Raw genomic sequence first — 22,290 nt, 5'->3', positions numbered from 1 at the left:
GTGCCGCGCGAAGTCTACACCCGAATAGGTCTGCCTCGGCGTGTCTCGACTTCGCTCGACACGAACGGGCGCGCAGGCGCTTTCACCCCTCCTCATTCCCTACAAATTGCGACACTTATGACCGGAAACTGACAGACCGGTTCCCGCGTTGTTCAGGCGTGGCGGGTCATAACGGCTTTGTCGGACGAGAGCGGCGCCCTGCCCCCCCGGGCAGCCGCCTCTTCCGGCACTGAACAAGGGAATAGGAGTATATGCGATGAAGAAGAATTTGATCCTCGCGAGCCTTGCCGCTCTTGCCCTGGTGCCTTCCACAGCCATGGCCCAGCCCGACCGCCATGATCGTCACGATGTGCGCGAGGCGCGCCGCGACGTGCGCGAGGCTCAGCGCGACCTGCGCGACGCCAAATGGGATTATCGCCATGAAGTGCGCGACTATAACCGGACGCATCCGTGGAATGCCCGTTTCCGCTATCAGCGTTTCACGGTCGGTGCGCGCATCCAGCCGGCTTATTTCGGCAATCGTTATGTGATCACCGATTATGGTCGTTTCCGCTGGGCCCGTCCGGGCGTCAACCAGCGCTGGGTGCGCCATTTCGACGACGCGCTGCTCGTCAATGTCCGCACCGGCCGCGTCGTGAAGGTCGTCTATAACGCCTTCCGCTGATCGACCGGCAGAACACCAATCGGACAAAGGCCCTTCCGCACAGCGGAGGGGCCTTTCCATTTCTCGCTGTCCTACAAAGCGCGGTTCATGGCATGAAAACGCCGCACCGTCCTTGTGACGATCAGGCCTCGAATTGCGCCGACGTGCCAAGGGAAAAAATTTACGCCGCACCGTGACCTTCGTGAACTTCGAAAGAAAATTGCGCGCCGGGATCGCGCCCCGCAACGACCGCAAAGGCAGAAGTAAATTGTCTCTCCGCCTTGGTTTTCCGGTAGTTGTCGACAGCTTTTCCGCCCGTTACGCAGGCAGCATGCGATCGGCGACGATCGACCGCTCTCGAAAGGACATTGCATGCTCCGTGCCCGGCGCACTCTCCACACCCTTGCTCTGCTCATCACGGCCGCAGCGCCCGTCATCCCTGCCTCCGCCCAGCCGGCCGCGCCCACCGCGAGCCCCGCCGCGCAAAGCGAGGACGACAAGCTCTTCGCGCTGTTCAACGCGTCGGACGAGGCCAATCTCAAGCGCAATCCGCTAAACGCCCTGTTCCGCGGCGACCTGCGCTACGCGGACCGGCTCGGCGACTACATCAGCGACGCCTATTATGACGGCGAGCGCAAGGCCGCACAGGCGGACATGGCGGCGCTGCATGCGATCGACCGGACCAGGCTCAATGCCCAGAACAAGATCGCCTATGACGTGTTCGAGTGGCAGACGCAGGACACGCTCGACAATCTGCGGCCCGAGATCCTGGCACTGGTGGCAGTGCGCCCGGTCAATCATTTCAGCGCCTTCCACACCTTCTACCCGACTTTCGCCTCAGGCAAGGGCGCGGCACCGTTCAAGACGCTGGCCGACTATGAGAACAACCTCAAGCGCCACCGGGAGTATATCGTCTACACCGACCGCGCGATCGCGCGCATGCGCGAGGGCCTGGCCTCGGGCGTGGTCGAGACGAAGCTCACCATCACCAATGTGATCGCGCAGCTCGACACGCTGCTGGCGCAGAAGGTCGAGGACTCGCCCTTCTACGGACCGGTGACGACCTTCCCCGAGGGCATCTCGGCCGCCGATCAGGCCCGCCTCAAGACCGCCTATCGCGCGATGATCGTCTCCGGCCTCAATCCGGTCCACAAGCGCCTGCGCGACTTCCTCGCCACCGACTATCTGCCCAGGACGCGCGATGGCGTCGGCCTCGGCGCAATGAAGGGCGGCGACCTGCTCTACGCCCAGCTCATCAAGAGCACGACGACGCTGCCGCTGACGGCCGACTATGTCCACACGCTCGGCCTCTCCGAGGTCGCGCGCATTCGCACGGAGATGGAGCAGATCCGTCAGGAAGTCGGCTTCAAGGGTACGCTCGGCGAATTCTTCAATCACATCCGCGACGATCCGCAGTTCCATCCGACCTCGCGGGCCGGCATGACGCAGGATTTCTACCGGATCGGGAAGCTGGTCGACGAGAAGGTCGGCACCCAATTCTCGACCATTCCCAAGACCAGGCTCAACATCGAGCCCTATCCCGAGTTCCGCGAGAAATATGAGGCCGGCGGCTCCTATCAGAGCGGCTCGGCGGACGGCACGCGGCCGGGCACCTTCTATTTCAACGCCTATGACCTGCCCTCGCGCAGCATCCCCGGCGAGACGACGCTCTATCTGCACGAGGGCTCGCCGGGCCATCATTTCCAGATCAGCCTCGCGCAGGAAAATACCACCCTGCCCGCCTTCATGCGGTTCGGCGGCAACACCGCCTATGTCGAGGGCTGGGCGCTCTATGCCGAGACGCTGGGCTATCCGTTCGGCTTCTACAAGGATCCCTATCAGCGCATGGGCCATCTCGACGACGAGATGCTGCGCGCGATGCGGCTGGTCGTCGACAGCGGCATTCACGCCAAGGGCTGGACCCGCGATCAGGCGATCGCCTACATGCTCGACAACTCGTCGATGGGAAAGACCGACGCCACCGCCGAGGTGGAGCGCTACATCGCCATCCCCAGCCAGGCGCTCGCCTACAAGGTCGGCGCGCTGACCATCCAGCGCCTCAAGAAGAAGGCGCAGGACGCGCTCGGCGACAAGTTCGACGTCAAGGACTTCCACGCCCAGGTGCTGATGACCGGCGCGCTGCCGATGAGCGTGCTGGAGAAGAAGATCGACGACTGGATCGCCGCGAAGAAGGCGGGGTGACTTCCCGCCTTCAGGGCTGAGCGATCGAGAAGTCGAGGGCCTGCAACTGCAGCGTCGGTTCGGGCGCAAGCAGCAGGCTGCCCTCGATGCGGCCATGCTCGCAGGTCCAGCTGAAGCTGGCCTGCATCGCCGTGGTCGGCGTCGGCCCCTCGGTGGCCGGACAAGCGCCGACCTGCGCCTTGAGCCGCGCCAGCTCGCGCGCCCAATGCGGCTCGTCGCGGTCCATCAGGAAGTTGATAGCCAGCGAGCCCCTGGCGCCAGAGACCGAGCCCGCCGCCCAGATCGCCCTGGCGATCTCGTAGCCCTGCGTCACGCCCTTGCTCACGGGAATGGCGCGGTCCGGGATGGCGCCGGTCGCCAGCAGCGCAAGCGCCGCCTTGAAGGCCGGCGTCGTCGGGCCGGCATAGGTCTTGTTGCTGAGCACGAAGATGCCGAGGCCCTTGTCCGGCATCAGCAGCACGCGCGAACCATAGCCGGGATAGCCGCCGCCGTGCATCAGCACGCGGCCGAGGTCGCAATCGTCCAGCACATACCAGCCCATCGCGTAAGTGCGCGCCTGTCGGCATGGCGCGCCGCCGATCGCCGCCGCGCGCATCCCACCCGCCGGGAAGTTCGATCCTTCGACGATCTCGCGCACCGTCGCGCGCTGGACCGGGCCGGCATCCGCCTCGTCGCGCGGCGGCCAGGCGGAGAGCAGGAAGGTGACCCAGCGCGCATAGTCGTTCGCACTGGTCTGGACGCCGCCCATCGCGCCGAACACGCCGTCAGCCATGTCGGGCTCGCGCACCCAGCCATCGTCCTGCCAGCGATAGCCGATCGCGCGGCGCTCGGTCGGCGACTTGAAGATGTCGTAGCCGGTCGAGGCCATGCCGAGCGGCGTCATGATCGTGTCGCGGATATAATCTTGGTAGCGCTTGCCCGAGACGTTGGTGACGATCCGACCGAGCGTCGCGAAGCCGAAATTGCTGTATTCCATGCCGATGCCGGGCTGGCGGGAGAAGGGGACGCCCGCCTTCAGCATCCGCGTGAACTCCCCCTCGCTGATCGGCTGGTGGCGATCGCCCCAGGGGTCGTCGGTGACGAAGCCGGCGGCATGATTGAGCAGGTCCCGCACGCGGATCTTGCGGCTGTCCTTCGTGGGATAGGTCCAGCCGCGCAGCTCGGGCACATAGGTCTCGGCCGGCGCGTCGAGCGAGAGCTTGCCCTCGTCGCGCAGCTTGAGGATCGCGAGCGCGGTGAACGCCTTGCTCATCGAGGCGATGCGGAACAGCGAGTCGGCATCGACCGGACGTTTGCTGGTGACATCCTGAATGCCGAGGCCCTTGACCGCGATCAGCCGCCCATCCTTGACGACGCCATAGACGAGGCCGGGCACATGCGCATCCAGCCGCCATTGCTCCATGATCGTCTCGATTTTCGTCCCGGTCGCCGCGTCGAGCGGTTGCGCCTGCGCGGCCACGCGGCCCGCGAAGAGGGCCAGAACGGCCAGCCCAAACGCCTTGATCGGTGTTGTCATCCGCTTTCCCCTGATGCCTCGCTCCTTGTGGGCGATCGTCGTGCCAATGAGCAATGGTACCAATTGCGTAGAAGGTTCGAAAAACAGCAAGTCTCTTTATTGCAATTCATTCGCAATAGCATATACCCGAGTCCCAACAGACTTCGGGATGATGCCATGGCAAAAGACCTCTCCGCCCTGTTCCACTTCAAGGATCTGCGCGCCTATCCGCTGACCGCGATGCACATGATCATGGCCACGCGCCTGTGCATCCTGTTCGGCCAGGCCGGGCGCGATCCCCTGCCCGATCTCGCCGTGCGGCTGCGCAGCATGGAGGCGGCGCGCCGGGTCGCGCGGCTGGTGCGCTCGCTTCAGGCGGTCTGGCCCGACAGCTTCCTCATCCACCGCCCCTGCTGCATGGCGCTCAGCCCCGACGAGGCGCTGCTTGGCGACATTGCCGTGACGGCGGTGCAGGGCGACGAGGGTGCGGCGGTGACGTTGCTGCGTGAGGTCCTGCCGGTCGACGTCGCGCGCCATGTCTTCATAGGCGCGGTCGCCGCGGCAGCGGCGATCCAGGCAGCATCGCTCCAGCCGCACCGGCCGGAGGCGTGATGAACCCGAGCCAACCACCCGCTCGTCCTGAGTAGCGACCGAGTAACTGCGAAGCAGCGTATCGAGGGCGCGTATCGAAGGACGGTACGCGATCCTTCGATATGCCACTTCGACAAGCTCAGTGGCTACTCAGGATGAACGGTGGGTTTGGATGGCGATCAGGCCGCGACGCTGTCCAGTGCCTGCGCGATCAGCGCGCGGCTGTTCTCGATGCCGTAGAGCGCGATGAAGCTGCCCATGCGCGGCCCCTGCTCGGCGCCGAGCAGCGTCTCGTAGAGCGCCTTGAACCAGTCGCGCAGTTGCTCGAAGCCGTAGTGCGGGTCCTTGCCGATCTCATAGACGATCGTCTGGATGTCTTCCGCGCTCGCATCGGCCGGTAGTGCCGCGAGCTGCGCATCGAGCTCCCGCAAAGCCAGCGCCTCGTTCGCCTCGGGCGCGCGGCGCTTGAGCGTCGGCGCGATAAAGTCCCGGTTGAACGCCAGCGCATTGCGCACCAGTCCCGCCAGCCGCGGGTGATTTTCCGCCGAGGCATCCGGCGCATAATTGCGCAGATAGGCCCAGACCTGCGCCTCGGTCGCGTCCGCACCCATCACGCCGACGAGATTGAGCAGCAGACCATAGGTCACCGGCAACCCGTCCTGCGGCACGCGGCCGCCGTGGACATGATGCACGGGATTGCCCAGACGCTTGTCGACCGCCTGCGTCGCATAGGCGGCGCGGAACTGCTCATAATCGTCGACCGCGCGCGGAATCACGCCGATGTGCAGCGACTTGGCCGCCTTGGGCTCGCGATAGATGTAGAAGGCCAGGCTCTCCTCCGAGCCATAGGTCAGCCATTGCTCGATCGAGAGGCCGTTGCCCTTGGACTTGGAGATCTTCTCGCCCTTCTCGTCGAGGAACATCTCGTAATTGAAACCTTCCGGCGGCCGCGCGCCCAGCGCCCGCGCGATCTTCGACGATTGCGTGACGCTGTCGATCAGGTCCTTGCCGGCCATCTCATAGTCGACGCCGAGCGCGACCCAGCGCATCGCCCAGTCGACCTTCCACTGCAGCTTGGCGCCGCCCGACAGGATCGACTGCTCGACCATCTCGCCCATATCCTCGAACCGCACGATACCGGCATCGGCATCGACCACCTCGACCGGCACCTGCAGCACAATGCCGCTCGTGGGGCTGATCGGCAGCACCGGCGAATAGGTCGCCTGCCGTTCCTTGCGCAGCGTCGGCAGCATGATGTCCATGATCGCCTGATAATGGCGCAGCACATTCCTGAGCGCCTCGTCGAAATGGCCGCCGCGATACATGTCGGTCGACGACATGAACTCATAGTCGAAACCGTATTGATCGAGGAAGCTGCGCAGCATCGCATTGTTGTGATGCGCGAAGCTCTCATATTTCCCGAACGGATCGGGCACCTTGGTGAGCGGATGGCCAAGATAGGCGGCCAGCAGGCCCTGGTTCGGCACATTGTCTGGCACCTTGCGCAGGCCGTCCATGTCATCGCTGAACGCGATCAGCCGCGTCGGTGCGCCGGTCAGTTCTTCATAGGCATGGCGCACCATCGTCGTGCGCTGCACCTCATTGAACGTGCCGATATGCGGCAGGCCCGAGGGGCCGTATCCTGTCTCGAACAGCACCGGAGTGGATTGGGGTTTGCCCTGCGGATAGCGCTTCAGGAGCTTGCGCGCTTCCTCATAAGGCCAGGCCTTGGAGACCAGGGCGGCGGCACGCAGCTCGGCAGCTATATCGGGCAGGTTCTCGGACTGTGTCATGGCGGCTGGCTCTAGCGGCAAGTTCGGCCGGCCAATAGCATAAAAATCCGGTTTTGCTGCCGCGCGAGCCCACCTCGGTTACCCGAAAATTTACCAATATGTGCAAAATGTCACAGAGCGCAGTCGTGCTCTTCAGGGTGAGGGCGCCGCAGGGAGGCCAGAGACCGGACATGGACAGTCAGATTCAGCGGCAGAGGCGGTTCACCGTCGATATTCCGGTCACGGTGACGACCGTGCTCGATTCGGTGGACGCCGCCGTTGTCGATCTGACCGAGCACGGCACCCAGATCATCGGCTGTTCGCTGGCCGTCGGCACCCGCTTTCAGATCGAATATATGGGCCAGACCGTCTTCGCCCAATGCCGCTGGTCGGAAGTCGATCGCATGGGCGTCAAATTCTCCTTCCCGCTGACGGATGGTCCGCTGTTCGAGCGACTGATGCTGGCGCGCGCCATGCAGATGCCCGGCGAGGTTGCGTCCCAAATGGCCTATCCGAGCATGGGTAATCGCGCGACCGCGCCCGGCGTCCGCGCCTTCGGCCGCGCGGCGGTCGGCGGGTTCGGACGCCGCGGCGGCTGAAGAGCGACGGCGCCCAAAGCAATTGAGCTCCGAAAACGTTCACGAACCGTTCCCCTCTTCGCCATCCCGCGCTATGGCAGGCGCGTGTCACTCGCAGCCCTTCCCCCGGCCCTTCACGCAAGTCACGCCGGCGTCTGGCTGGCGGACGAAGACGGCGCCGTCGTCTCGCTTCAGCGCGGCGAGGCTTTGGCCAAGGCCGCCGAAACGCCGTTGCTGCTCGTCAACGCGCCCTTGCTGGGATCGCGTCTAAGCTATCCGGATCTGTCGGGCCTCGATCTGCTGGAACTGTTCGCCTTCCTGTTTCCCGCGCAGTTCGTGATCCCCACCGTCGCGGGCCTGGCACGGTCCATGGGCCTCGCCCCGCCCGCCAGCGACAGTGAGGCGGCCCTGCTCATCCCTGCGCTCGCCCGGGAAATGCTCGAATGGGCGGGGCGCGCCGACTGGGCGGAGCGCGAGGGCGCCTGGACGAGCCTCAAGCAACTGGAGAAACTGCGCTGGAGTTGGGTGCCCTTTCTGCGCGAGCGGATCGCCATGCCGAAGGAAGCAGAGCGCTGGCTGTTCAGCCGGCTCCCGCAATGGGAAGAGCAGCCGCCCCGTCCGCAGCCGCGCCCGGTGGTGCTCGACGAGGCGGAGATCCTCGCCCGACTGGCCGAACTGACCGGAAAGGCTGCGGAGACGCGCCAGGGCCAGCGCGACTTCGCCCACGCTGCGGCGGCGACGTTCGATCCGCGCGGCCGCGAAAACATGCCGAACATGGTGCTGGCGGAGGCCGGAACGGGGATCGGCAAGACGCTGGGCTATCTCGCGCCCGCGACGCTGTGGGCCGAGCGGGCCGGCGGAGCGGTCTGGATCTCGACCTACACCAAGGCCCTCCAGCGGCAACTGGACCGTGAGACGCGGCGCCACTACCCCAACGACGCCGCCTTCCGCAAACATGTCGTCATCCGCAAGGGGCGGGAGAATTATCTCTGCCTGCTCAACCTGGAAGATGCCCTGCAGGGCGGGTTTGCGGGCCGCGCGGCGATTCTCGCGCAGTTCGTCGCGCGCTGGGCGGGCTATTCGCGCGATGGCGATATGGTCGGCGGCGACCTGCCTGGGTGGCTCCCCGCCCTCTTCCGGCGAGCCGGCGCCACCGCCCTCACCGACCGACGCGGTGAATGCATCTATGCCGGCTGCCCGCACTTTCGGACATGCTTCATCGAGCGTGCGACTCGGGCAAGCCAGGGCGCCGATATCGTCATCGCCAATCACGCGCTGGTGCTGATCAACGCCGCGCGCGGCCGCGAAACGCAGGGCGCGCCGACGCGAATTATCTTCGACGAGGGCCATCATCTGTTCGATGCCGCCGATTCGACCTTCGGCGCGGCGCTGACGGGGCGCGAAGCGATCGAACTGCGCCGCTGGATCATGGGGCCGGAGACCGAGCGGCGCGGGCGGCGGCGCGGACTAGCTGCGCGCCTCTCGGACGTCGCGAGCTATGACGCCGACGGCGCCGAGGCGATCGATGATGCGCGAGAGGCGGCCCGCGCGCTGCCCGGGGAGGAGTGGCTCCGCCGCGTTGTCGAACATGGTCCATTTGGCGCGATCGAAAAGCTGCTCTCGGCGGTGCGCGACACCGTCTACGCCCGCGCCGAGCGTGAGGGGAAAGAGGCTGACCCCGGCTATGGCCTGGAAGTCGATCTGACCGAGATCGATGGCGATCTGATCGACGCCGCGACCGAAGCAGCGGCCGCACTGGAAGCCCTGCTCGCGCCGCTGCAAAGGCTGACCAAAAGACTCGTCGCCGTCATCGAGGTCGCGCCCGACTGGCTCGACGGCCCGGCCCGGGCGCGGATCGATGGCGCGATTTCCGCGCTCGGCTGGCGCTGCGACCTGCTGATGAGCTGGATCGCGCTGCTGCTGCGGGTCGGCAGCGCGCCGGACGCCCAGTTCGTCGACTGGCTCGCCGTCGACCGGGCCGAGGGGCGCGAATATGACATCGGCCTGCATCGCCACTGGCTCGACCCGACCAAGCCGCTCGCCGAAGTGGTGCTGAAGCCCGCACATGGCGTGCTCGTCACTTCCGCGACCTTGCGCGCGGGCGGTGATATCGAGACCGCCGCCGAACGTTCAGGCGCCGCGCACCTCGCCAGACCCCCGCTCTGGTTCGACGTCGCCAGCCCCTTCGACTATGCCCGCCAGAGCGAAGTGATGATCGTCACCGATCTCAAGCGCGGCGACCTGCCCGCCCTTGCCGGCGCCTATGCGCGACTGATCGAGGCGGCGGGCGGTGGGACGCTCGGCCTGTTCACCGCGATCCGGCGGCTACGCTCGGTTCAGGCCCGCATCGCGGACCGGCTCGCCCGTGCTGGACTGCCGCTATACGCGCAACATGTCGATCCCTTCGACCCGGCGACGCTGATCGATATGTTTCGCGACGATCCCCGCGCCTCGCTGCTCGGCACGGACGCCCTGCGCGACGGCATCGACGTACCTGGCGAGTCACTTCGTCTCGTGGTCATGGAAGGCGTGCCGTGGGCCAAGCCCTCCGTGCTGCATGCAGCCCGGCGCGTCGCGAGCGGCGGCGCGAGCGCTTATGATGATCGGCTGGTGCGCGCGCGCCTTGCCCAGGCATTCGGCCGGCTGATCCGCCGTGCCGACGATGCCGGCCAGTTCGTCATCCTCTCGGCCGCCATGCCCAGCCGGCTGCTCACCGCCTTCCCGGCCGACGTTCCGATCCTGCGCGTTCCCCTCGACGAGGCGATCGCACGGGTTCGCTCCCGGCTTGGTTCCGACGCGAATTTGGGGCAGGAGGCTCCCGAGTCACTGGAGAGCAGGATGCAGGCGCCGGAATGAAAACAGTCACGGTCCTGCGTCATGCGAAGTCCGACTGGAGCGATGCTGCCCTGCGCGATTTCGACCGTGGCCTGAATGATCGCGGCTATCGCGCCGCTGCCGTCATGGGCCGCTGGGCTGCACAGCAAGGACTTTCCTTCGATGCGATCATCGCCTCGCCTGCCGTTCGCGTCGTCGAGACCCTGAAGCGCTTCCGCGAGGCGCATGGCGACTGCCCCGAGCCCGTATTCGACATGCGCATCTATCTGGCAGGCGGTGCGACGATTGCGGAAGTCCTGTCCGAGACCAGCGACTCGGTCTCGCAGATCCTGCTGGCCGGCCATAGTCCTGGCCTCGAGGAACTGATCCTGACGGCTGTTGCGGATAACGGCCGCTCGGCTCTGCGAGGCGCAGTCGAGGTCAAGTTTCCGACGGCAGCGCTGGCAGTACTGGATTTCGACATTGCCGATTGGGCAAGCTTGGCTACCGACATGTCACACAGGGCCAGACTGCGCGCTTTTGTCCGCCCACGCGACCTCGATCCGTCGCTCGGACCGGACTCGGTCTGAACGTGTTAGTCCCTGTCGAGGGCGTCGACCAGATTCTGCCGGATCACCGTCAGCCGCGCGATAAGCAACGCGAGATCGGATTGCGCGACCGGCGGCGAGCCGGATTTGACGGGCTTTGAAACAGGAAGGTCGCCCATCGGCAACATAGCTTGCGGGCCACTGCTCGTCGCGGCCGTGGACGCCTCAGGCGCTGGTTCTGGCGGCGACTCGACGAGCACCGGCGCAGCGCCATCCTTACGGCCCGCCAGCACACGCTGCGCACCGCGCACAGTGAAGCCCTCGTCGTTCAACAGCCGGTTGATCTGCTGCGCAACATCCACGTCGCGCGGCCGATAATAGCGTCTGTTGCCCGATCGCTGGAGCGGCCGGAGCTGAGGGAAACGCGTTTCCCAGTACCGCAGGATATGCTGAGCGACGCCCAATTGCTGGGCAAGCTCACCTATCGTCAGAAACGCGCCGTCATCCTTGGCCATGGCGCATTGTGCAACGATCCCTGCATGTCGGTCAATCCGGCTCGGCTATTCAAACCCCTGCAACGCGATCGCGCAGCGATTGGCTTGGCCGGAATGTCAGCACGCGGCGCGGCGTGATCGGCACCTCGATTCCCGTTTTCGGGTTCCGGCCGACGCGCTCATTCTTGTCGCGCAGCACGAATGTTCCGAAGCCGGAAATCTTGACATTTTCGCCTTGTTCGAGTGCCTCGGCCACGAGATCGAGAACCTGTTCGACCAGTTGGGCGGATTCCGCGCGGGACAGTCCAATCTGTCGATTCAGTCTCTCAGCAATTTCGGCACGGGTCAGTGTATCATCAGAGCTCATTTCGCCCCCAAACGAGATAGGGAAACGGCCCATCCCCCCAGACGTCCGTAAAGCCGTCTGTGCGGCAGAATTTAACGCTTTGCAACGAGAAGAATCGAGAGCACACTACCGGTTTCAGGTGCAATTGATCCCTCTCGGCTCAGGGATCGATCCGGCGTCAATATCGCAGGACGGCAGCGCCCCAGGTGAAGCCGCCGCCCATCGCTTCCAGCACAACCAGATCGCCCCGCTTGATGCGGCCGTCACGGACGGCGGTATCAAGCGCCAGCGGCACCGAGGCGGCCGAGGTGTTCGCATGCTGATCCACCGTCACCACGACGCGTGACGGATCAAGCCCGAGCTTGCGCGCGGTGGCATCAAGGATGCGCGCATTGGCCTGGTGCGGCACGACCCAGTCGACGTCGCTGGCCTTGAGATCCACCGCAGTGAGCACCTCGGTCATGACCTGCGCAAGATTGACGACGGCGTGACGAAACACATCCTGCCCCTTCATCCGAACCTTGCCGACCGTGCCGGTCGTGGAAGGGCCGCCATCGACATTGAGCAAGCCATTGTAGCGGCCGTCGGCATGCAGCCGGCTGGCGAGAATGCCGCGCCCCGTCCTGGCATCCGTGCGCTCGGCCCGCAGCACGACGGCGCCCGCACCGTCGCCGAAAAGCACGCAAGTGGCCCGATCTTCCCAATCGAGGATGCGCGTGAAGGTTTCCGCGCCGATCACCAAGGCTGTCCTGGCCGCGCCACCGCGCAGCATATTGTCGGCGATCGTGAGGGCGTAAAGGAAGCCGGAACAGACGGCGGCGACGTCGAACGCGACGCAATCATTAATGCCGAGCCCGGCCTGGACGGTGGTCGCGCTGGCCGGAAAAGTCTGGTCGGGTGTTGCGGTGGCGAGAATGATGAGATCGATCTCGCTTGCGTCGACCTGCGCCATGTCGAGCGCATTACGGGCGGCGCCGAGCGCCAGCGTCGTGGTCGTCTCCCCCTCGCCCGCGATGTAACGCGCGCGGATGCCGGTCCGTTCGACGATCCATTCGTCGCTCGTATCCACGGTCTGAGCCAGTTCGGCGTTGTCGACGCGGCGGCGCGGCAAAGCCGAGCCGGTTCCCAATATCACGGACCGCAAGGTCATTTGGCGATCATTTCCTCGCTCATCATGGGGCCGACCCGGGCGACATCCTCGGCGATACGGGCGGTCAGATCCTCTTCGACCAGACGCGCCGCGACATGCACCGCGTTGGCAATGCCCTTCTCGTCCGCACTGCCATGGCTTTTGACCACCATGCCATTGAGACCCAGGAATACGGCGCCATTGTGATTATTGGGGTCGAGATGGACCTTGAGGAGATGCAGCGCCGGCTTGGAGAGCAGGAAGCCGGCCTTGGAGCGGATGGAGCTGGTGAAGGCACGGCGCAGAACATCGGTGACGAAGCGCGCGGTGCCTTCCGCCGTCTTGAGCGCGATATTGCCCGCAAAGCCTTCCGACACGATCACGTCCGCCTCGCCGGACCCGATCTTGTCCCCCTCGATGAACCCGTCGAACTGGAATGGCAGACCATTGGCCGATCGCAACACGGCGGCCGCATCGCGGATCTCGTCCGTCCCCTTGAGCTCCTCGGTTCCAATGTTGAGGAGGCGCACACGTGGCCTTTCGACGTCCAGCACCACCCGGGCATAAGCCGCGCCCATGATCGCGAACTGGACGAGATTGCGCGCATCGCACTCGGTGTTGGCACCGAGGTCGAGCATGACGACATCATTCTCGCCGAGCGTGGGCAGGAAGGCGGTGAGCGCCGGACGATCAATGCCGGGCAAGGTACGCAGCGCGAGCTTGGCCATGGCCATCAGCGCGCCGGTATTGCCGGCTGAGACGGCGGCGCCAACCTTGCCGTCCTTCACTGCCTGGATCGCGAGCCCCATCGAGCTGCCGCGCGACTGGCGGATCGCCTGGCTCGGCTTGTCCGTGGGCGCGACGACCTGATCGGTATGAACGATCTCGGCCGCCTGGGACAGATTGGGATGATTCTTGAGCGCTTCGCGAATCTGCGCCTCATCGCCGAACAGGGTAAAACGAAGCCCCTCGTGCCGCCGACGCGCGAGGGCGACGCCCGCGACCATGACGCGCACGCCCTCGTCGCCGCCCATCGCATCGATCGCGATCCGCGGCGTTGTCACCAGAGCAATCCCCCTGTCGGGTCTTTAGGCGCCGACTGCGACGACTTCGCGGCCGTTATAATGCCCGCAAGCACCGCACAGATTGTGCGGGCGCTTCAGCTCGCCGCAATTCGGGCATTCCTGGAAGGCTTCGACAGCCAGCTTGTCATGGCTGCGGCGCATGCCGCGCTTGGACGGCGAGGTTTTTCTCTTTGGGACAGCCATCAGGGCACCTGTTCAAAAATCGCAAAATCAAAACGGGTCCGCGCACCTGATCGCCAAATCAGCCTGTCGGCAGCCACGAGGGCGCCGGGTTCCGAAAAGCGGGGCAGTCGCGAAGAGTGTGCGCCTATAGCGTTTTTTCCTGCCGGTGCAACCGATTCATTGCGGCTTCACAGCTGGCACGATCGCGCTCATGCGCGCAGCCCGGTCACGTCATCGCCGACGAAAGGATTGGTCGCGCGTTCATGGGCGAAGCTGCTCGGCTGACCATGGCCGGGAACGAAAATGGTCTCGCCGCCCAGCGGCCAGAGTTTTCCGGTGATGGATGCGACCAGTTCCTCGAAATTGCCGCGCGGGAAATCGGAACGGCCGATCGACCCCTGGAACAGCACATCGCCGACAATGGCGAGCTTGGACTGGGGATGATGGAAGACGACATGGCCCGGCGTGTGGCCCGGACAATGATAGACATCGAGCTCGAGATTGCCGACGGTGACGGTGTCGCCATCGACGAGCCAGCGGTCCGGCTCGAAGGGCTGGCCGGGCAGACCCCATCGCTTGCCGTCATCTTCGAGGCGCGCGATCCAGTAGCGATCTTCCTCATGTGGCCCTTCGATCGGAATGCCGAGCTCCCTGGCGAGTACGCCCGCCTGGCCGCAATGGTCGATATGGCCATGCGTCACGAGGATCTTCTCGAGCGTCACGCCATGCTGCGCGACGACCCGCTTGAGCCGCGCGAGATCGCCGCCGGGATCGACGAGAGCCCCGCGCATCGTGGCCGTGCACCAGAGCAGGCTGCAATTCTGCTGCAGCGGCGTCACCGGGATCATGGCGGCGCGCATCGGCGGATTTTCGGTCGGAGCGTTCATAGCTGCGATGTGGCAGTCCCGGCAGGCAGGCGCAAGGCTCAGCCCGAGAGCAGCGCCTCGACCCATGCGGGCACAACGATGCTGGCCGGGCCATGGCGACATTCGTCGAACCAGCCGCTGCCGGCCGAGGGCTCCAGATTGAGCTCCAACGTCTCGGCGCCATAGGCATGCGCCAGGCGTACGAACCCCGCAGCGGGATAGACGGCGCCCGACGTTCCGATCGATACGAACAGGTCCGCTCTGGACAGCGCCCGCTCGATACGATCCATCTGATAGGGAATCTCGCCGAAAAAGACGATGTCGGGGCGGAGCAACGGCGCGGTGCAGGCGGGGCAGACGGCGCCGGGCGGCAAGCTCTCCTGCCAGCGCAGGCGATGATCGCAAGCTGCGCAGAGCGCGGACTTCAGCTCGCCATGCATGTGAAGGACATTCTGCGAACCCGCCCGCTCGTGCAGATCGTCGACGTTCTGGGTGACGAGCAGCACGTCGCCGGGCCACGTCCTCTCCAGCCGGGCCAGCGCGTCATGCGCCGGATTGGGCACGACGCCGGCCAGCGCCCCACGCCGCATGTCATAGAAATCGTGGACGAGCACCGGATCGCGCGCCAAGGCCGCGGGCGTGCAGACATCCTCCACCCTGTAACTGGCCCACAGTCCATCAGAGGCGCGAAATGTCTCCAGGCCGCTTTCTGCGGAAATGCCCGCACCGGTCAGGATGACAATTGCGCGCGAGTCTGGCATCGGCGCGATCAGACAGATTTCAGTTAAGGGACGCAAGCATCATGACCGCGATCGGCATCTTCGGAGCAAGAGGGCGCATGGGCCAAGCAATCGCCAGCGTCGCGAGCGACGCGGGACTTACGATCGCGGGCGGCACGGACTCGCTGGCGCAGGGCACGATCGGCGCCGAGGGCGCGGCAATCACCACCGATCCGAAGGCGCTGGCAGGGCAGGCCGACATCTTGATCGACTTCTCGGTGCCGGCCGCGCTCGACGCCCATCTCGCGGCCTGCGTCGAGGCGGGCAAGCCACTGTTGATCGGCACGACAGGGCTGGAAGGGCATCATCACGACGCGATTGACCAAGCCGCGAGCCGCATTGCCGTGCTGCAGACGGGCAACACCTCGCTCGGCGTCAATCTGCTCGCCGCGTTGGTGAAGGAAGCATCGACGCGGCTCGGCGATGACTGGGACATCGAGATTGTCGAGATGCATCATCGCCACAAGGTCGATGCACCATCGGGCACGGCGCTGCTGCTCGGGCAGGCGGCGGCGGCGGGGCGAAACATCGATCTCGCTTCCCATAGCGAACGCGGGCGCGACGGCATCACCGGGGCGCGAAAGGCCGGCGACATCGGCTTTGCGAGCCTGCGTGGCGGGTCGGTCGCGGGGGACCATCTGGTGATCCTCGCCGGCGACGGGGAGCGCATCGAGCTCGGCCACCGGGCCGAGAACCGCATCATCTTCGCGCGCGGGGCGATCAGGGCGGCGCAATGGCTCGCTGGCAAGGCGCCGGGCCGCTACGCCATGGCGGATGTGCTGGGGCTGTAAGCGCATGGCCGCACGCCAGCTCAACCGGGACCAGATCTTCGAACTGTTTTCGCGTCTGGCCGAGGCCAATCCCGCGCCGCGAACCGAGCTGGACTATGGCAACGACTATCAGTTGCTCGTCGCGGTCGTGCTCTCGGCGCAGGCGACCGACGCGGGGGTCAACAAGGCCACGCGTCCTCTCTTCCGGGAGGTGAAGACGCCGGCGCAAATGGTGGCGCTGGGGGAAGAGGCCCTCAAGGAGCACATCAAGACGATCGGGCTGTTCAACACGAAGGCCAAGAATGTCATCGCCCTCTCCGAGGCGCTGATCGCGAACCATGGTGGCGAAGTGCCTCGCGACCGCGACGCCCTGACGCAGCTTCCCGGGGTGGGCCGCAAGACCGCGAACGTGGTCATGAACACGGCCTTCGGCGAGGAGACCTTCGCGGTCGATACCCATATTTTCCGGGTCGGAAATCGGACCGGGCTGGCGCCCGGGAAAAATGTGCTCATCGTCGAGAAGGGTCTCGAAAAGCGCGTCCCGCAGCCGTTCCGGCGCGATGCGCATCACTGGCTGATCCTGCACGGCCGTTATGTCTGCAAGGCACGCAAGCCCGAATGCTGGCGATGCGTGATCCGCGACATCTGCCTGTTCAAGGACAAGACTCCCGCACCTTGATGGAAGCGCCTGTTATCCTATTTGGTAAAATTTTGCTGTCCTACATGCCCTCTTTCCTGGCCTAAGGGTCAGGCGGCGATTCGGCCGCTTGCCCATCCAGGAAAGGCGACACGACGATGGCCGACCGCTTCGACAATCAGATCGACACCCTCTCGCAGCCGGCGCGCGATGCATTCGCGATCACACCCCATGCAACCAATGAGGTTGATCCGCTGCCGAAGGCGATCTTCATCGGCACGGGTGGCAACATCACGTTGCGTGCGGCAGATTCCGGCGCGGACGTCGTGTTCAAGAATATCGCGTCCGGACAGATCCTCGACGTGCGTGCCCGGTTCGTCCGCGCGAGCGGTACGACAGCGACTGACATCATTGGGCTCGCCTGATGTTCGGCCCTGGATACGGCTTTTCCACCGCCGGCAGCATGCGCCGGCGTCGCCGCGCAGGCGGCGGCACGCCGACGCCCACTCCGTCCGCGACGGGCACGCTGACCCTGACCGCCATTCCCAGCTATGAGGAAAAACGCATTTATCAGCGCCTGACCACCAGCGGCGGCGGACAGGGCAAAGGCGTGGGCAACATCACCCTCGCGATCAGCGGCGCGCTGGCTGGCACCATCAATATCCGGGTCCTGTCCGACGACCTGACCACCGTCCTGCAGACCCTGCCCGATGCGACGCTCACCAACGGGCAGACGTCCTTGCTCGTCGCCTCTGTCGACGCACGCTACGGCTGGTTCCTTATCGAGGTGCGCGACAGCAGCGGCACCTGGCAGCGCACGACCTACAAATGTGGCATGGGGGCGCTGTTCGGCATGGCCGGACAGAGCCTCATGGTGCGAATGTTCGGCCGACAGGACGGCCAGACCGCGACCTATGCCTCGCTTGGCATCACGCCGGATCCGTGCAGTGCGGCGCTGATCAGCTATGACGGCAATGCCTATAATCCGGCTGTCAGCACCCAGCCCTGGATCACGCCGGGCGACCTGGGCAACGGCAATGGCCCCAACAGCGTCGGCATCGGCGAGTTGCTCAACCGGTTGATCGGTCTGCTCGGCGTCAATTGCGGCGCCGTGGGCGCGGCGGTGGGCGGGACCGGGATCTCGGATTGGACGACCGGCGGACTCCATTCGACCCGCCTGACCGACCGCCTCGCCCGGGCCGGTGGCGCGTTCGAAGGTTTCTTCTGGGGGCAAGGCCATGGCAACAGCGTGCACGGCCAGCCTCCGAAGGCCTATCAAGGTGCGCTCACGATATTGTTCGCCATGATCACGGCGGCCAACCGCGTCCCAGGTTACGGAAAATATCTCTTCGACATTCCGGCCATCCGATCGGAGACATGGGGTACGCCCTATACCTACAACCGCATCCGGAAGGGCGCCGACGACTGGTGCAACGCGAACGGCGGCTATCATGTCCACGCCCACGACATTGCCCAGGTCGACGCTATCCACGAGAGCCAGGCCGGCGCGGTCACGCTCGCCCGATGCATGTATCGCGCCGCCAAAGCGCGCTACGCCGGCGACAATTCGCATCTCGGCCCTGTGCCCATGTCGGCGACGCGCATCGGCACGATGATCACGCTAACCCTCTCGGATGTCGGCCAGTCGACGATCAATCTCGTCGGGACGCCGGGCAATCGCCTCTTCTTGTTTCCCAGAGGCCGGGTCGACCGGGCAACGCTCAGCAACAATCGCTTCCCGGTCTCCTCGGTCGCCGTCGTCAACAAGACGACGCTCACGATCGTCCTGGCCAATGACCCGGGAGATGGCCACGATCTCGACCTGTGGGTCTATTGGCCGAACGGTCCGGCCGATGCCACGGCCGATAATATCTACGACGACCGCACCGATGCCGACGGTATCGCGGTCGGTCGCTTCGTGCGGTCCAACTTCATGCCGATACAGGTCTCGGCGCCCTCCCCAGGCGGACCGGTCAATGCGCCCCCCGGCGGCTTCGTCGCGGCGACGAGCCCGTTTAGTCTGACGGAGACCGGCACCGTTTACGGCGCCAGCGCCGGCGGCAGCAGCTTTGGGCAGGAAATGACGAGCGGACGCGCTCTGGCCGGCGGGCTGGTTACGCCATGCTTTCTGCCAGTCGCGATCGAGGGATTCTTCACCTGCCCGCCTGCATTCGCCGCGACGCAGGTGCTGTTCGGCGGTTTCGGGCCAGTGAATAGCTATTGGGTCGGTATCAACACGTCGGGCAAAATGGTCTGCGGCAACAACTCGATCACTGGCGCGACGACCCTCGTCGCCGGCCGGCGCTATCATTTCTGCTTCCAGATCGGCCCGAGCGGATGGGCGCTATACCTGACCGATCTCAGCGCCGGGACAGGGGGCGTCAAGGATGCGACCTCCGCGACCGTCTCGACGATGGTGCCCGTCGCCGGCTCGTTCGGCCTGCGCACGATAGGCGGATCGTTTCCCCTGTCTGGCGGCGCGGTCGATGAAATCGCCGTGTTCAACGCCGAACGCTATGCCGACGTGACCACATATAATGCCAACCGGCCCACCGCGCCCCTCACCGGGACCGAGGCGGACATCGTCGCCCTCTACCGTTGCGACAATGACGCCAGGGATGCGGTGGCGGCATGAGCACACGACCCGACCATGGCCTCGAGAGCGTCAGGGAAAGTCTCGACCGGCTGCTCGGCAAGGTCGAGGCCATGACGACCGCGCTCGACGACCAGAATGAAAAGCTCGTCAGACTGGCGGAGCGCACGGCGACGCTCGAACAGTTGGGTCAGGAAACCAAGCAGGTCGTCGAGGCCTGGACCGCAGCGAAGGGATCACTGCGCTTCATGAAATGGCTCGCCGGCCTGATCGCCGCGGTCGCGGGGACGATCGCCGCGATCAAAGGCTGGCCGCACAAATAGGAGAACCACATGAACGGACGCGGATCACAGGTGGTCGGGGCGCTTGGCGGCGTGCTGGGCGGCGGCGGGTTCATCGCGCTGGCGATCGCGCTCGCCACGCCGACCGTCGAAAAATGGGAAGGCACGCGGACCGATCCTTATCGCGATCCGGTCGGGATATGGACCGTTTGCACCGGCGAAACCCGCGTGGCGATGCGCCGCTACACGACGGCACAATGCAGAGCGATCCTGCAGGGTGCGCTGGCAGGCGATTATGCACCGGCCGTTCTCAAGGCAGTGCCGGCGCTGCGCGATCGCCCGCAACAGTTCGCCGCGTCGATCAGCCTGGCCTATAATATCGGGCCGGCCGCATTCGCGCGATCGAGCGTTGCGCGGCACTTCAATGCTGGCGATTGGCGGGGCGGCTGCGAGGCATTCCTCATGTGGAACCGGGCGGGCGGGCGCGTGGTCACCGGCCTTGACCGGCGACGACATGATGAGCGCACCCTGTGCCTGACCGGCCTGTGATGGCCGCGTTTCTGCTTCGCCTCGCGCCGCAACTGGGCCTTGCAAGCCTGGTCGTCATCGTCGCGCTGGGCCTGACTCTCATGGCGCAGAGCCACCGGATCGCAACGCTGCGAGGCAAGCTCGCGATCGAGATGGGTCAGCACGAAACCGATCTCGCCAATGTCCGGGCCGCGCAGGCGAAGGCCAATGCCGATCATCTCGCGGAGATCGACCGGCTCCAATCGACTTATCGGAGCATGAAAGATGAAGCCGACCGCCAGACTGATCGCCTTGCCGACGATTTCACTGCTCGCGTCCTGCGTTTCCCCGCGGGCACAACCGCTCCCGGTCGTGCCGACCACGCTGCGGTGCCCGGCGCCCGCACCCCCGAGGGCCCTGACGGATCCGGTCGAGATTCCATCCTTCTTGCGCGCGACGACGCGCTGATCTGCGCCAAGAATACTGCCCGACTGAGCGCGGCCCATAATTGGGCGACGGGACTGGCAGCGCAAAACTGCCAGTTCTCTCTGCCCCCAGCCTTGCACCATTCCCTTCATCGAGGGGCATAATTGCGCAAATCGCGCCGAGCCGAATTCATAGTCATTCGGCAATCATGCAATTGAAAAGCACGATCTTCATTATGCTCTACTCAAAATTAATCGTCTGAGCCTATTCGATGCCGCGACCACGCAAGCCCCGCCATCACGGGACGGGCTTGTTTAGGCTGGTTGGGCGCGGTAATAGGCGGTTCACCAATCTTGGCCGGCTTTCAAGCAGCCCGCCAAGGTTCGGCGAGAGGAGGGGGCAATGCACATGAGGATGAGCCGATCGGCACGATCCGCCGCGCGCCTCCGAACTGTAATCGTCTTGGCCGAATTGTAATGAATTGTAGGCATCTTGCCTTCAGGACCTGCTTTCGAACAAAGAGGTTCGCGTTAAAACGGGGTGGCTCGTCCGGGCCTGAAACTAAATCAACGAAGTCCATTTCATTCTTGTTGGAGATTATCGATGCCTAAGCTGAGGAGCATCTCGCTTGTAACGCTTGCGTCTCTGTCCCTCGCCCTCGCCGCCTGCCAGAAGAAGGCCGAGGGTCAGGTCGTCGCCATCGTCAATGGCGAAGAGATCACGCTCACCGAGCTGAATGCCGAGATCGCGGAGCTGAACGTTCCTGCGTCAGCGGACAAAAATCTCGTCCGGCAGCGCGTGCTTGCGCGCATGGTCGATCGTCGCCTGCTCGTGCAGGCCGCCAAGGAAGCCGGTCTCGACCGCGACCCGACTTACCTGACCCAGCAGCGCCGGATGGAAGAGCAGCTCCTCGTCAGCATGTATGGCAAGAAGGCGATGGACACGATCAAGGTGCCCGACGCGGTGGCGCTCGACCGTTTCATCTCCACGCACCCGACCGCTTTCGGCGGCCGCAAGCGTTACAAGCTCGATCAGTTGCTGATCGACGTCCCCTCCGATCCCAAGCGCCTGAAGGAACTCGAGAGCGCCCATACGCTCGCTGACGTCGCGACCAAGCTGACGGCAATGGGCATCGCCTTCCAGCGCGGCACCGGCCAGTTTGACTCGGCATCGGTCGCGCCGCAGGTTCTGCAACGCATCGAAGCGCTGCCGCCGGGCGAGCCCTTCATCGTCCCCAATGGCAACAAGCTGGTGATCAACGCGATCACGGGCAGCGAGCCAATTACGCTTTCGACCGAGCAGGCTCGCCAGGTCGCCGCTCAGGCGATGCGCAACGAGGAATTGAACAAGATCGGCGAATCGCGCCTCAAGGAAGCCAAGGCCAAGGCAAAGATCGAGTATCAGACTGGCTTTGAGCCCAAGACCGATGCGGCAGGCGGCCTCGGCGGCGCCCCCGCCCTTCCGCCGGCCACCGGCCCGGCCGCAGGCAACGGATCCGCTCCCGCCGGCCTCTGAGCCGGTCGTGACAGGAAACAGGGGGTGCTCTCCAATGCGGGAGCGCCCCCTGTTTCA

22 protein-coding genes and 1 pseudogene are annotated in these 22,290 nt (G+C 65.1%); 14 read left to right on the top strand and 9 right to left on the bottom strand.

Annotated features, from left to right (window positions below; genetic code table 11):
- Positions 1-256: 256 nt before the first annotated feature.
- Positions 257-664, top strand: coding sequence for an RcnB family protein (locus KK488_RS04500; protein WP_214621926.1), 408 nt, complete (start codon positions 257-259; stop codon positions 662-664).
- 351 nt (positions 665-1,015) lie between these two features.
- Entirely contained in the window at positions 1,016-2,845 is a 1,830-nt protein-coding gene (locus tag KK488_RS04495) for a DUF885 domain-containing protein (RefSeq protein ID WP_214621925.1), read from the top strand.
- Positions 2,846-2,855: 10 nt separating this feature from the next.
- Here KK488_RS04495 and KK488_RS04490 read toward each other — a convergent pair whose 3' ends face one another.
- Entirely contained in the window at positions 2,856-4,361 is a 1,506-nt protein-coding gene (locus KK488_RS04490; protein WP_214621924.1) for a serine hydrolase domain-containing protein, read from the bottom strand.
- 156 nt (positions 4,362-4,517) lie between these two features.
- On the opposite strand from KK488_RS04490, the gene KK488_RS04485 reads away from it, so the two are divergent.
- Entirely contained in the window at positions 4,518-4,952 is a 435-nt protein-coding gene (locus KK488_RS04485; RefSeq protein WP_214621923.1) for a hypothetical protein, read from the top strand.
- A 158-nt stretch (positions 4,953-5,110) separates the two neighbouring features.
- On the opposite strand, the gene KK488_RS04480 is transcribed toward KK488_RS04485, so the two are convergent.
- Positions 5,111-6,724, bottom strand: coding sequence for a lysine--tRNA ligase (locus tag KK488_RS04480; RefSeq protein ID WP_214621922.1), 1,614 nt, complete (start codon positions 6,722-6,724; stop codon positions 5,111-5,113).
- 170 nt (positions 6,725-6,894) lie between these two features.
- Between KK488_RS04480 and KK488_RS04475 the strand changes: the two genes are divergently transcribed.
- The 3 genes from KK488_RS04475 (at position 6,895) to KK488_RS04465 (ending at position 10,685) form a co-directional block, all read left to right on the top strand.
- On the top strand, positions 6,895-7,302 hold the full coding sequence (locus KK488_RS04475) for a PilZ domain-containing protein (protein ID WP_214621921.1): 408 nt from the start codon (positions 6,895-6,897) through the stop codon (positions 7,300-7,302).
- An 84-nt stretch (positions 7,303-7,386) separates the two neighbouring features.
- Positions 7,387-10,137: an ATP-dependent DNA helicase gene (locus tag KK488_RS04470; protein WP_214621920.1), complete on the top strand. Its 2,751-nt coding sequence runs from the start codon at positions 7,387-7,389 to the stop codon at positions 10,135-10,137.
- Positions 10,134-10,685 carry a SixA phosphatase family protein gene (locus KK488_RS04465; protein ID WP_214621919.1) on the top strand — a complete coding sequence of 184 codons (552 nt, stop codon included), beginning with the start codon at positions 10,134-10,136 and terminating at the stop codon, positions 10,683-10,685. The genes KK488_RS04470 and KK488_RS04465 overlap by 4 nt, the downstream gene beginning before the upstream one ends.
- Positions 10,686-10,852: 167 nt before the next feature.
- On the opposite strand, the pseudogene KK488_RS04460 reads toward KK488_RS04465, so the two are convergent.
- The 7 genes and pseudogenes from KK488_RS04460 to KK488_RS04430 form a co-directional block, all read right to left on the bottom strand.
- Positions 10,853-11,158, bottom strand: a pseudogene (locus tag KK488_RS04460) (MerR family transcriptional regulator); the annotation flags it as partial.
- 49 nt (positions 11,159-11,207) lie between these two features.
- A complete protein-coding gene (locus tag KK488_RS04455; protein WP_214621917.1) occupies positions 11,208-11,504 on the bottom strand; it encodes an integration host factor subunit alpha in 297 nt (98 codons plus the stop codon).
- A 157-nt stretch (positions 11,505-11,661) separates the two neighbouring features.
- Complete coding sequence (locus KK488_RS04450; RefSeq protein WP_214621916.1) at positions 11,662-12,633, bottom strand: beta-ketoacyl-ACP synthase III; 972 nt, start codon at positions 12,631-12,633, stop codon at positions 11,662-11,664.
- Positions 12,630-13,679, bottom strand: a complete 1,050-nt coding sequence (gene plsX / locus KK488_RS04445) for a phosphate acyltransferase PlsX (protein WP_214621961.1) — start codon at positions 13,677-13,679, stop codon at positions 12,630-12,632. Before plsX ends, KK488_RS04450 begins: the two co-directional genes overlap by 4 nt.
- A gap of 21 nt (positions 13,680-13,700) precedes the next feature.
- Positions 13,701-13,880 (bottom strand): 50S ribosomal protein L32, encoded by a 180-nt coding sequence (gene rpmF / locus KK488_RS04440; RefSeq protein WP_214621915.1) that lies wholly within the window; start codon positions 13,878-13,880, stop codon positions 13,701-13,703.
- Between the two features lie 188 nt (positions 13,881-14,068).
- Positions 14,069-14,746: an MBL fold metallo-hydrolase gene (locus KK488_RS04435; protein WP_284732124.1), complete on the bottom strand. Its 678-nt coding sequence runs from the start codon at positions 14,744-14,746 to the stop codon at positions 14,069-14,071.
- A gap of 38 nt (positions 14,747-14,784) precedes the next feature.
- Complete coding sequence (locus KK488_RS04430) at positions 14,785-15,486, bottom strand: NAD-dependent deacylase (RefSeq protein ID WP_214621914.1); 702 nt, start codon at positions 15,484-15,486, stop codon at positions 14,785-14,787.
- A 41-nt stretch (positions 15,487-15,527) separates the two neighbouring features.
- Here KK488_RS04430 and dapB point away from each other — a divergent pair, with 41 nt between their 5' ends.
- The 8 genes from dapB (at position 15,528) to KK488_RS04390 (ending at position 22,233) form a co-directional block, all read left to right on the top strand.
- Positions 15,528-16,295: a 4-hydroxy-tetrahydrodipicolinate reductase gene (gene dapB / locus KK488_RS04425; RefSeq protein ID WP_214621913.1), complete on the top strand. Its 768-nt coding sequence runs from the start codon at positions 15,528-15,530 to the stop codon at positions 16,293-16,295.
- A gap of 4 nt (positions 16,296-16,299) precedes the next feature.
- Positions 16,300-16,953 (top strand): endonuclease III, encoded by a 654-nt coding sequence (gene nth / locus KK488_RS04420; protein WP_214621912.1) that lies wholly within the window; start codon positions 16,300-16,302, stop codon positions 16,951-16,953.
- A 116-nt stretch (positions 16,954-17,069) separates the two neighbouring features.
- The gene (locus KK488_RS04415) at positions 17,070-17,336 is read left to right on the top strand and encodes a spike base protein, RCAP_Rcc01079 family (protein ID WP_214621911.1); all 267 of its coding nucleotides are present in this window, start codon (positions 17,070-17,072) and stop codon (positions 17,334-17,336) included.
- The gene (locus tag KK488_RS04410; protein ID WP_214621910.1) at positions 17,336-19,546 is read left to right on the top strand and encodes a sialate O-acetylesterase; all 2,211 of its coding nucleotides are present in this window, start codon (positions 17,336-17,338) and stop codon (positions 19,544-19,546) included. Before KK488_RS04415 ends, KK488_RS04410 begins: the two co-directional genes overlap by 1 nt.
- On the top strand, positions 19,543-19,827 hold the full coding sequence (locus KK488_RS04405; protein ID WP_214621909.1) for a hypothetical protein: 285 nt from the start codon (positions 19,543-19,545) through the stop codon (positions 19,825-19,827). Before KK488_RS04410 ends, KK488_RS04405 begins: the two co-directional genes overlap by 4 nt.
- Before the next feature lie 9 nt (positions 19,828-19,836).
- Positions 19,837-20,334 carry a lysozyme gene (locus KK488_RS04400; RefSeq protein ID WP_214621908.1) on the top strand — a complete coding sequence of 166 codons (498 nt, stop codon included), beginning with the start codon at positions 19,837-19,839 and terminating at the stop codon, positions 20,332-20,334.
- Positions 20,334-20,882 (top strand): hypothetical protein, encoded by a 549-nt coding sequence (locus KK488_RS04395; RefSeq protein ID WP_214621907.1) that lies wholly within the window; start codon positions 20,334-20,336, stop codon positions 20,880-20,882. The genes KK488_RS04400 and KK488_RS04395 overlap by 1 nt, the downstream gene beginning before the upstream one ends.
- Positions 20,883-21,321: 439 nt before the next feature.
- Positions 21,322-22,233 carry an EpsD family peptidyl-prolyl cis-trans isomerase gene (locus tag KK488_RS04390; RefSeq protein WP_214621906.1) on the top strand — a complete coding sequence of 304 codons (912 nt, stop codon included), beginning with the start codon at positions 21,322-21,324 and terminating at the stop codon, positions 22,231-22,233.
- Positions 22,234-22,290 lie beyond the last annotated feature (57 nt).

The organism is Sphingobium nicotianae, assembly GCF_018603885.1.
GTDB classification, from domain to species: Bacteria; Pseudomonadota; Alphaproteobacteria; order Sphingomonadales; family Sphingomonadaceae; genus Sphingobium; species Sphingobium nicotianae.
The sequence above is the reverse complement of the archived record's forward strand: the minus strand, read 5'-3'. Positions and strand labels throughout refer to the sequence as shown.

Excerpts from the sequence above, each read along its gene's own strand:
- KK488_RS04500 (WP_214621926.1), top strand. The coding sequence starts at position 257 with ATGAAGAAGAATTTGATCCTCGCGAGCCTTGCCGCTCTTGCCCTGGTG.
- KK488_RS04495 (WP_214621925.1), top strand. The coding sequence starts at position 1,016 with ATGCTCCGTGCCCGGCGCACTCTCCACACCCTTGCTCTGCTCATCACG.
- KK488_RS04490 (WP_214621924.1), bottom strand. The coding sequence starts at position 4,361 with ATGACAACACCGATCAAGGCGTTTGGGCTGGCCGTTCTGGCCCTCTTC.
- KK488_RS04485 (WP_214621923.1), top strand. The coding sequence starts at position 4,518 with ATGGCAAAAGACCTCTCCGCCCTGTTCCACTTCAAGGATCTGCGCGCC.
- KK488_RS04480 (WP_214621922.1), bottom strand. The coding sequence starts at position 6,724 with ATGACACAGTCCGAGAACCTGCCCGATATAGCTGCCGAGCTGCGTGCC.
- KK488_RS04475 (WP_214621921.1), top strand. The coding sequence starts at position 6,895 with ATGGACAGTCAGATTCAGCGGCAGAGGCGGTTCACCGTCGATATTCCG.
- KK488_RS04465 (WP_214621919.1), top strand. The coding sequence starts at position 10,134 with ATGAAAACAGTCACGGTCCTGCGTCATGCGAAGTCCGACTGGAGCGAT.
- KK488_RS04455 (WP_214621917.1), bottom strand. The coding sequence starts at position 11,504 with ATGAGCTCTGATGATACACTGACCCGTGCCGAAATTGCTGAGAGACTG.
- KK488_RS04450 (WP_214621916.1), bottom strand. The coding sequence starts at position 12,633 with ATGACCTTGCGGTCCGTGATATTGGGAACCGGCTCGGCTTTGCCGCGC.
- rpmF (WP_214621915.1), bottom strand. The coding sequence starts at position 13,880 with ATGGCTGTCCCAAAGAGAAAAACCTCGCCGTCCAAGCGCGGCATGCGC.
- KK488_RS04435 (WP_284732124.1), bottom strand. The coding sequence starts at position 14,746 with ATGAACGCTCCGACCGAAAATCCGCCGATGCGCGCCGCCATGATCCCG.
- KK488_RS04430 (WP_214621914.1), bottom strand. The coding sequence starts at position 15,486 with ATGCCAGACTCGCGCGCAATTGTCATCCTGACCGGTGCGGGCATTTCC.
- dapB (WP_214621913.1), top strand. The coding sequence starts at position 15,528 with ATGACCGCGATCGGCATCTTCGGAGCAAGAGGGCGCATGGGCCAAGCA.
- nth (WP_214621912.1), top strand. The coding sequence starts at position 16,300 with ATGGCCGCACGCCAGCTCAACCGGGACCAGATCTTCGAACTGTTTTCG.
- KK488_RS04415 (WP_214621911.1), top strand. The coding sequence starts at position 17,070 with ATGGCCGACCGCTTCGACAATCAGATCGACACCCTCTCGCAGCCGGCG.
- KK488_RS04410 (WP_214621910.1), top strand. The coding sequence starts at position 17,336 with ATGTTCGGCCCTGGATACGGCTTTTCCACCGCCGGCAGCATGCGCCGG.
- KK488_RS04405 (WP_214621909.1), top strand. The coding sequence starts at position 19,543 with ATGAGCACACGACCCGACCATGGCCTCGAGAGCGTCAGGGAAAGTCTC.
- KK488_RS04400 (WP_214621908.1), top strand. The coding sequence starts at position 19,837 with ATGAACGGACGCGGATCACAGGTGGTCGGGGCGCTTGGCGGCGTGCTG.
- KK488_RS04395 (WP_214621907.1), top strand. The coding sequence starts at position 20,334 with ATGGCCGCGTTTCTGCTTCGCCTCGCGCCGCAACTGGGCCTTGCAAGC.
- KK488_RS04390 (WP_214621906.1), top strand. The coding sequence starts at position 21,322 with ATGCCTAAGCTGAGGAGCATCTCGCTTGTAACGCTTGCGTCTCTGTCC.